The organism is Kineococcus siccus, assembly GCF_009906795.1.
Lineage (GTDB): Bacteria > Actinomycetota > Actinomycetes > Actinomycetales > Kineococcaceae > Kineococcus > Kineococcus siccus.
This window is the reverse complement of sequence record NZ_JAAALN010000190.1, coordinates 1-8,441: the sequence shown is the minus strand read 5'-3', so window position 1 is coordinate 8,441 and position 8,441 is coordinate 1. Positions and strand designations below refer to the sequence as shown.

Here is an 8,441-nt window from a genome sequence, read left to right as displayed (position 1 = left end):
CGGCCGGCGACAGCAGCAGCAGGAACCCGCCGGCCGTCAGGAGGCTCCCGGCCCGCACCGACCGCCGCAGCGCGGCCGCACCGCTGACCGCGCACGCCGACCCCACGACGAGCTGCCACGCGCCCAGGACGCCCGGCGGGACTCCGGCCCCCGTCACGGCCGGCCCGACCTGCACCCCCACCAGCGCGACCGCCGCGACCGCGGCGAGCACCGGGCCCCGGCGCGCCAGCCGCGCCCCCGTGCCGTCCCCACCGCTCGTGCCGGCCCTGTCGCCCGTGCCGTCGCTGCCGCCCGTGCCGTCGCTGCCGTCGGCACCGTCGCTGCCAGTGCCGTCCCTGCCGGGCACCGCGCTCACGGCGGGCCGGTCCACCCCAGCCCCTCGCGCCGGGCGAGGGCCACGGCGTCCGCCCGCGAGCCGACGCCGAGCTTGCCGAGGACCGCCGAGACGTGGTTGCCGACGGTCTTGGGCGCCAGGCCCAGCGCCGCGGCGACGGCCGCGGTGCCGTGCCCGCGCGCGAGCAGGTCCAGGACGTCGCGCTCGCGGGAGGTCAGGGCGCCGAGCACCGTGGACGCGGGGTGCCCGAGGTGGTCGAGGAGCCGGGCGGCGACCTGCGGGCCGACGACGAGCTGGCCCGCCGCGACGGCCAGCACGGCGGTGCGGATCTCCTCCTGCCCGGCGCCCTTCAGCAGGTAGCCCCGCGCGCCGGCCCGGACGGCGGCGGCGACCGTCTCGTCGTCCTCGAACATGGTCACGACGAGGACGGCGACCCCGGGGACGGCGGCGCGCAGCCGGCGCGTGGCCTCCACCCCGTCCATGGTGGGCATCTGCACGTCCATCACCACGACGTCGGGCCGGAGCAGCTGCGCCTCCCGGACGGCCTCCGCTCCCGTCGCCGCCTCACCGACCAGGTCGATGCCGTCGAGGGAGCTCAGCAGCGCCCCCATCCCCCGGCGGACCACGGGGTGGTCGTCCGCGATGAGCACCCGCACGGCCGCGCGGGCGGGCCGCCCCGGCGCCGTCGGTCCCACCACCCGCCGATCATGGCCTCCCCCGCGGCCGTCCGGGAGGGGTGCCGCCCGGTCGACCCGGGAGACCCTCCCGGCTCCCCCGGGCGGGACCCCGTGTCCCCGGGGGTCCGCGGACGTCACGCTGTCGGCACGGCCCGCCGCACGGGTGGGCCCTGGTGGACGGAGGTGGTTCCCGTGGTCAGCACGAGCCCGGCGGTCGCGCCCGGTGCGACACCCACGACGGCGAGGAAGGTGGGCCTGGCCCTGGGCGCCCTGCTGGCCCTCGCCAACCTGGCCGGTCCCTTCGTCACCCCGGACGCGGCTCCCGGTGAGTCCGGACCGCCCCCGGTGGTGCTGTGGGCCGGTGCCGCGCTCGGCGTGGTCGCGCTCGCCGCCGTCGTCGTGACCTGGCGCTCCGGGAGCCGCGCGGCGGCCCGCACCGCGGTCCTGACGCTCGTCGTCGCCGCCCTCACCGCGCTGCCGGCGTTCTTCGCCGCCGACGTCCCGCCCGCCCTGGTCGTCGTGGCCGCCTCGCAGGTGCTCGCCACCGCCGTCGTCGCGGTCCTCGTCCTGCGCCGGTAGCGCCCCGACCCGCTCAGGCACCCGCGAGGAGCGCCCGCAGCCGCCGCGCGCGGTCGAGAACGGCGGGGTGGTCGAGCGGCCGCGAGCGAGGCGGCCCCAGCCAGCGGCACAGCTGGCGCAGGCCCAGCAGGACGGCGCTGCGGTGCACCTGCTCCGCCGCCGGCGGCGGCCGGACGCTCGCGTACCCGCGCAGCAGGTCGGGCAGCAGGGGCCAGGGCAGCGTCTCCCCGTCGTGCAGCAGGAAGTGCCCGAGGTCGAACGCGGCCTCGGCCCCGCGGGCCTCGCCCAGGTCGATGAGCCCGGTGTACCGGCCGTCGCGGCAGAACACCGGGGTGACGTCGGCGTCGCCGTGCGCCAGCACCGCCGACGGCAGGGCCCGCGCCCGCTCCTCGGACACCAGCTGCGCCAGCCGGTCGAGCCGGGCGACGTCGAAGAGCCCGGCGAGCGGACCCGGCCAGGGGTCCGGGAGGTGCTCCACGACGAAGGCGGCGTGCGTCGGGTGCTCCGCCTGCAGCGGCCACCGGGCGCCCTCGCGGCGGACGAAGCCGAAGCCGTCGACGGCGACGCCGTTCAGCACCGCCAGGTCCGCCCCCGCGTCGGCGACGACGCGCGCCGCGACGGCCCGGTCGCGCACCTCGGCGAGGGAGACCCCGGGCACCTCGGTGGTCAGCAGCACCGATCGCCCCACGCGCGCGTCGGAGGCCCGCACGTGCAGGACGCCGGGGACCCGGACGCCGAGCCCGCGCAGCCGCCGGTGCAGCTCGGCGTCCGCGCCGAGGTCGTGGTGCGCCTCCTCGGCGAGGCGCAGGTACGTCGTCTGCGCCCCGCGGCGGACGCGGTAGACCGGCGTCGAGACGCCGTCGGCCGTCCGTTCGACGGCGATCGGGACGCCGGCGCCGAGGACCTCCCGCAGGAGGTCCCCGACGGCTGCGAGGTCGGCGTCGGGTGGGCGCCCGTCCGCGGGCGTCAGCGGACCCTCGCCCCTGTCGCGGGGTCGAACAGGTGCACGCGCTGCGGCGGGGCGGACAGCCGGACGACGTCCCCGCGCCGCCACCGCACGTCGGCGGGGGTCTGGACCACCAGCGAGGAGTCCAGGCCCTCGACGCGCACCGTGCCGAGGCCGAACTCCAGGAGGTCCTCGAACACGACGACCTCCGCGGGCACCGACGGTTCCCCGTCGGCCGCGAGGTGGCTGTCCTGGGGCCGCAGCCCGACCGTCACCGCCTGACCCGGCCGGATCGAGCGGGCGGCGCTGCGCAGCCGGCCGTCGCGGCCGACGCGCACCGTGCCGTCCTCGTCGACCACGCCCTCCAGGAGGTTGATCTTCGGCTCCCCGACGAAGTCCGCCACGAACAGGTTCGCCGGGTCGTCGAAGATCTCGTCCGCCGTCCCGAACTGCTGGATGACCCCGGCGTCCATGACGGCCAGCCGGTCCGCGAGGCTCAGCGCCTCGAGCTGGTCGTGCGTGATGACGATGGTCGTGTACCCGAACTCGCGCTGCAGCACCTTCAGCTCGCGCCGCACGCGCTGGCGCTGCGCGGCGTCGAGGTGCGACAGCGGCTCGTCGAGCAGCAGCACCGGCGGGTTGCGGATCAGCGCCCGCGCGAGGGCCACGCGCTGCTTCTGGCCGCTCGACAGCGCCGCCGGCCGGAGGTCGAGGAGCTCGGTCATCTCCAGCCGCTCCGCCATCGCCCGCACCCGCGCGTCGGCGTCCTTCGCCCCGCGCGCCTTCAGCCCGTACGCGAGGTTCTCGCGCACGTTCAGCGGCGGGTACAGGGCGTAGCTCTCGAAACCCACCCCGATGTCCCGCCGACCGGGGGGCAGGTCCGCGATCGACCGGTCGCCGATGCGGATGTCGCCGGACGTCACGGTCTCCAGCCCCGCGATCATCCGCAGGGTCGTCGTCTTGCCGCAGCCCGACGGGCCGAGCAGCGCGACCAGCTCGCCCGGGCGGATGTCGAGGTCGATGCCCTTAACGGCGTGGAACGACTCGCGACCGCGGGCCACGTAGTTCTTGTGCAGGTCCCGCAGGACGAGGCTCTTGGCGGTCGTCGTCGACGGGGTCGTCGCGGAGGTGGGGGTCGTGGTCACGAGCGCTCCTGGGCCGGTTCGCGGACCGCCGCACCGCCGAGGCGGACGGTGTCCTCCCCGGCCGGGCCGGCGGCGAAGACGTGGACGTCGGTGAGCGGGACGTGGAGGTCGACCACGTCGCCCTCCCTGGCCCCGGCGTCGCTGTCCGCCACGACGATGACGTCGTGGCCGCCGACGTCGACGGAGAACTCCATGAGCCGGCCGAGCCGCTCCGCCAGCCCGACGCGGCCGCGCAGGACCACGTCGCCGACGGGCGCGGTGCTCCCCGCCCGCAGCAGGCCGAGGTCGCGCGGGCGGAACCCGAGCCGGGCGCGCCCGCCCGCGAGGTCGAGGTGCCGCGGGGCCGGCAGGTCGACGGCACCCCCGGCGGCCCGCAGGCGGCCGTCGGCCACCTCGGCCTCCAGCAGGTTGATCTCCGGCTGCCCCAGGGCCTTGGCCACGAAGGAGTCGACCGGCGTGCGCCAGATCTCGTGGGGCGTGCCGACCTGGACGAGCCGGCCCGCGCGCAGGACCGCGATCCGGTCCCCCAGCGCCAGCGCCTCCTGGTAGTCGTGGGTCACGTACAGGGACGTGGTCCTCGACATCTCCCCCAGCTGCTTCAGCTCGGCGCGCATCTGCGCCCGCAGCTTCGCGTCGAGGTGGGACAGCGGCTCGTCGAGCAGGTAGACGTCCGCGGGCCGGACGAGGACCCGGCCGAGCGCGACGCGCTGGCGCTGCCCGTTGGACAGCTCCCGCGGGAAGCGCCTGAGCAGGTGGTTGATGCCGAGGGTGGTGGTCACGGCGTCGATGCGCTGCTGCTGGTCGGCCGCGGAGTACCTCCCGGTCCGCCCCGAGCGCAGCGGCGAGGCCAGGTTGTCGAACACGGTCTTCTGCGGGTACAGGGCGTAGCTCTCGAACGCCATGGCGACGTTGCGGTGGTAGGGCTCCACACCCCGCATCGACCGGCCGGCGATCACCACGTCACCGTCGTCGACCTCGACGAGGCCGGCGACGCTCTTGAGCGTCGTCGTCTTGCCCGCCCCCGACGGCCCCAGGACGACGAAGAACTCCCCGTCGCCGATGGCCAGGTCGAGACCGGTGATCGCCTGGACGTCGCCGTAGGCCTTGGACAGCCCGGTGAGCTCCACGGTGGCCATCAGGCCTTCACCGCCCCGAACGACAGGCCCCGGACCAGGTAGCGCTGGATGGTCAGGGCGAGGACGAGCGGGGGCAGCGCGCCGAGGAGCGCCGCCGCCGCGGTGAGGTTGTAGTACGCCTGGCCGCCGCCGCCGAGGAACTTCGTCACGGCCACGGTCACGGTCGTCGCGGCGGAGTCGGTGAGGATCAGCGGGAAGACGTAGTTGTTCCAGGCGAAGATGAAGGCGAGCAGGGCCGACGCCGCGATCCCCGGCCGCACGAGCGGCAGGGCGACCGTGAGGAAGGCCCGGATGCGCGTGTAGCCGTCGAGCAGGGCGGCCTGCTCGAGCTCGGGGGACAGGTCCTGGAAGTAGGACCGCAGGATCCACACCACGAGCGGCATCGTCACGAGCTGGAGCACCCACACCATGCCGACCTTGGTGTCGAAGATGCCGAGGGTGTTGTAGATGACGAACAGCGGCACGATGACCATGAGCTCCGGGGCGAACCGGAAGGACAGCATCTGGAACATGAGGTTCTCGGAGCCGCGGTACTTCCAGCGCCCCGCGGCGTAGGCGGCCGGGACCCCGACCACGAGGGAGACGAGCACGGCCCCGACGCAGTTGAGGACGCTCGTCCACATGGCCTGGCCGAAGTCGACGCTGGTCAGGTCCTGCCCGCGCTGGGACAGGACGGTGACGAAGTTGTCGAACGTGGGGCTGAACGCGAAGTAGGTCGACGTCTGGTCGGCGTCGTTCTTGAGCGCGAGCAGCAGCATCCACAGCAGGGGGAACAGCGAGAAGACGAACCACGCGACGATCATCAGGTCGGCGACCACCGACCCGGCCGTCACGCGCCGCTGGCCGGGCTTCAGCTCCTTGGCCACGTCACACCCCCGCCCCGGCAGCACGGCGCTGCGCCTTGCCCAGCACCCCGACGAGGTAGCGGGCCGTGATGAACACGATGATCCACAGCAGGAACATGTAGGTGCTGCCGCGGGAGTAGTTGAGGTTGGTGATCGAGTCCTGGAAGGCGCTGATCTGCAGCGTCGTGGTGGTGACGCCCGGGCCGCCCTGCGTCAGCACGTAGACGGAGTCGAAGACCTTGAGGCAGTCCATGAAGCGGAAGATCACCGCCACCAGGATGTAGGGCCACATCATCGGCAGCATGAGCCGGCGGAACATGTAGAACCAGCTCGCCCCGTCGACGTCGGACGCCTCGAACGGCTCCTGCGGCAGCGAGCGGATGCCCGCCAGCACGAGGATCGCGACGAACGGCGTGTAGATCCACACGTCGACGAGGACGACCGAGAAGAGCGCCCGGTCCCGGCTCAGCCAGTCGAACGTCGAGCCGAGCCCGAAGACGTGGTTGAGCACGCCGAACTGCGGGTTGAACATGAGCTTCCAGATGACGCCCGCGATCACGGGCGCGATCATGAGCGGCAGGATCAGCAGCCGCTCGAAGGTCTTGCCGATCAGGCTCGAGCGGTTCAGCAGGAGCGCGATCGCGACCCCGAGGACGGTCTCGGCCCCCGTGGCGAGCACGGCGTAGAGCAGCGTGGTGCCGGCGCTGCGCCAGAAGAGCGGGTCGCCCAGCACCTCGCGGTAGTTGGCGACACCGACGAACTGCGGGTCGGGGTTGGTCGCCGCGTAGTCGAGCACCGTGTAGTAGACGCCGTAGAAGAAGGCGTACAGGATGCCGATGATCAGCAGGACGGCCGGGACCGACAGCAGGTACGGGCGCGCCTTGCGGCGCCAGTCCGGGATCCGGGGCGGGGCACCCGCGCGCGCCCCGCCCGGCGGCGTCTCCTCCGTGGGCCGCCGGCCCCCGACGGTGGTGGTCATCAGGCGTTGATCTTCGTCGTGTTGGCCTGGGCGAGCTCGTCGAGGCGGGACTTGGCGTCGGCGCCCGAGTAGATGTCCTGCAGCGCGACCGCCCAGTCCTCGGTGGTCTCGAAGAACTTCGTCTGCGGCGTGAACTGGATCTTGGTGGAGTCGATGACCTTCTCGAAGGTCTCCAGGTAGCCCGGGAAGCCGCCGAGGGTCTGCTTGAACGAGCCGTCGAAGACCGACGCCCGGGTCGGGTCCGCGAAGGTCGACGCGGTCGCCTTGTTCATGGCGTCCTTGCCCGTGGCCCACTGGATGAACAGCCAGGCGGCCTGCTTCTTCTTCGACGCGGCGTTCATGGCGAGCGACCACGTCCAGAGGTTGGTCGCGTAGCTGCCGTCGGGGCCCGCGGGGCCGGGGTACCAGGCGAGGTTGCCGGCCTCCTTGCTCGCCCCGGCCTTGTTCTTCGGGTACGTGGCGCTGTCCGCGTCGTAGACCATCATGGCGTTGCCGTTGCCCAGGTCGCCCGTGCACTGCGGGTAGTCGTAGGTGGTCCACGAGGTCGGGCCGGCGTTCTTCGCCAGGTCGACCCACTTGCGGGTGAACTCGACGGCGGCGTCGGAGTTCATCGCGGCGGTGTAGGTGGTCCCCTCCGCGGTGTAGTCCTGGCCGCCCTCGCGCGTGAACTGGGTCATGAAGCCGGGGTGGATGGTCGCCCACGACTTGGAGCCGCGGAAGGCGACGCCGTAGGTGTTGTTGGCCCGGTCGGTCAGGTCGGTGGCGACCTGGATGAAGTCGTCGAACGTCTCCGGCAGGGCGATGCCGCGCTGGTCGAAGACGCGCTTGTTGTAGGCCACGACGTTCGTCTCGAAGCCCCACGGGATCGCCCACTGACCGCCCGTGCCGAGCGCGCTTCCCTTCTCGAAGTCCCAGCGCGTCGAGGTGCGCAGGCCCTCGTAGATGTCCTCGAAGTCGTACTCGTCGCTCGTCGCCGCGGAGTTCTGGATCCAGGGCGCGAGGTCCTCCATCCAGCCGGGGGGACCGTACTGCCAGATGAAGTAGGCGCCCGTCATGAAGACGTCGTGCGCGCCGGTCCGGCCGGCGAGCTCGGTGTTGAGCTTGGTGAAGTAGTCGGCCTCCGCGACGAGGTCGGCCTGCACCTCGATGCCGGTCAGCTCGGTGAACTCCTTCAGCAGGGGCTGGAACGCCTGCTGGTAGGGGTGCGGGGTCTGCAGGATCTTGATGCTCTCCCCGCTCAGCGCCTTCCAGTCGAAGGAGCCGGTGACCTCGGCGGCCCCGTTGGCCGTGGCGGCGGCGTCGCCGCCCCCGCCCGTGCCGACGCCGCAGGCGGACAGGAGGGGGACGGCCGCGGCTCCGCCGAGCGCCGCGAGGGCGGTGCGGCGGCTCAGGGGCAGGGGACGGGACTGCTCGCTCATGCTGGGCTCCGTTGCGGTGCAGAGGGACGGGAGGGGGACGTGACGGGTCACCGGGGCGGCCGGCGGCCGCCCCGGAGGGTGCCCGGCGTGCGGGCGGGAGGTCCGGGTGTCGAGGACCTGTACCGGCGGGCGGCCCGCCGGCCTCAGGGCAGGAGGGAGACCTTCACGGAGTTCGCGCTGTCGGCCACGAGGTCCAGACCCTTCTGGAACTCCTCCAGCGGCAGCTGGTGGGAGCAGATCTCCTCCAGCGGGAGCCGGCCCGAGGCGATCATCCGCAGCGCCGCGGGCCACGTGTTCTGCCCCAGGTGCGCCCCCAGGACGTTCAGCTCCTTGTCGTCGGAGATGATCGACCAGTCCACGCTCACCGGGTCCTTGAACACGC

The 8,441-nt window shown here is 73.5% G+C and carries 8 protein-coding genes and 2 pseudogenes; 1 reads left to right on the top strand and 9 read right to left on the bottom strand.

Going from position 1 to position 8,441, the window contains the following annotated elements; translation table 11 throughout:
* Together GTR02_RS17265 and GTR02_RS24635 are read right to left on the bottom strand one after the other, a co-directional pair.
* A pseudogene (locus GTR02_RS17265) lies at positions 1-346 on the bottom strand (hypothetical protein); the annotation flags it as partial.
* Positions 347-351: 5 nt separating this feature from the next.
* Positions 352-1,032: a response regulator gene (locus GTR02_RS24635; protein WP_338073889.1), complete on the bottom strand. Its 681-nt coding sequence runs from the start codon at positions 1,030-1,032 to the stop codon at positions 352-354.
* Positions 1,033-1,203: 171 nt separating this feature from the next.
* On the opposite strand from GTR02_RS24635, the gene GTR02_RS24630 reads away from it, so the two are divergent.
* Positions 1,204-1,590 (top strand): hypothetical protein, encoded by a 387-nt coding sequence (locus GTR02_RS24630; protein ID WP_166608724.1) that lies wholly within the window; start codon positions 1,204-1,206, stop codon positions 1,588-1,590.
* Positions 1,591-1,603: 13 nt separating this feature from the next.
* Here GTR02_RS24630 and GTR02_RS17250 read toward each other — a convergent pair whose 3' ends face one another.
* From GTR02_RS17250 to GTR02_RS17220, 7 genes and pseudogenes are all read right to left on the bottom strand, one after another.
* Positions 1,604-2,644 carry a phosphotransferase gene (locus GTR02_RS17250; protein WP_166608723.1) on the bottom strand — a complete coding sequence of 347 codons (1,041 nt, stop codon included), beginning with the start codon at positions 2,642-2,644 and terminating at the stop codon, positions 1,604-1,606.
* Entirely contained in the window at positions 2,557-3,681 is a 1,125-nt protein-coding gene (locus tag GTR02_RS17245) for an ATP-binding cassette domain-containing protein (RefSeq protein WP_166608722.1), read from the bottom strand. Before GTR02_RS17245 ends, GTR02_RS17250 begins: the two co-directional genes overlap by 88 nt.
* The gene (locus tag GTR02_RS17240) at positions 3,678-4,817 is read right to left on the bottom strand and encodes an ABC transporter ATP-binding protein (protein ID WP_166608721.1); all 1,140 of its coding nucleotides are present in this window, start codon (positions 4,815-4,817) and stop codon (positions 3,678-3,680) included. Before GTR02_RS17240 ends, GTR02_RS17245 begins: the two co-directional genes overlap by 4 nt.
* Positions 4,817-5,683, bottom strand: a complete 867-nt coding sequence (locus GTR02_RS17235; protein WP_166608720.1) for an ABC transporter permease subunit — start codon at positions 5,681-5,683, stop codon at positions 4,817-4,819. The genes GTR02_RS17240 and GTR02_RS17235 overlap by 1 nt, the downstream gene beginning before the upstream one ends.
* Position 5,684: 1 nt before the next feature.
* Positions 5,685-6,641 carry a carbohydrate ABC transporter permease gene (locus GTR02_RS17230; RefSeq protein ID WP_166608719.1) on the bottom strand — a complete coding sequence of 319 codons (957 nt, stop codon included), beginning with the start codon at positions 6,639-6,641 and terminating at the stop codon, positions 5,685-5,687.
* A complete protein-coding gene (locus GTR02_RS17225) occupies positions 6,641-8,059 on the bottom strand; it encodes an ABC transporter substrate-binding protein (protein WP_166608718.1) in 1,419 nt (472 codons plus the stop codon). The genes GTR02_RS17230 and GTR02_RS17225 overlap by 1 nt, the downstream gene beginning before the upstream one ends.
* Before the next feature lie 143 nt (positions 8,060-8,202).
* Positions 8,203-8,441: pseudogene (locus tag GTR02_RS17220) on the bottom strand (erythritol/L-threitol dehydrogenase); the annotation flags it as partial.

Bases quoted from the DNA above. Each gene is read 5' to 3' on its own strand.
- GTR02_RS17240 (WP_166608721.1), bottom strand. From the start codon at position 4,817: ATGGCCACCGTGGAGCTCACCGGGCTGTCCAAGGCCTACGGCGACGTC.
- GTR02_RS17230 (WP_166608719.1), bottom strand. From the start codon at position 6,641: ATGACCACCACCGTCGGGGGCCGGCGGCCCACGGAGGAGACGCCGCCG.
- GTR02_RS17225 (WP_166608718.1), bottom strand. From the start codon at position 8,059: ATGAGCGAGCAGTCCCGTCCCCTGCCCCTGAGCCGCCGCACCGCCCTC.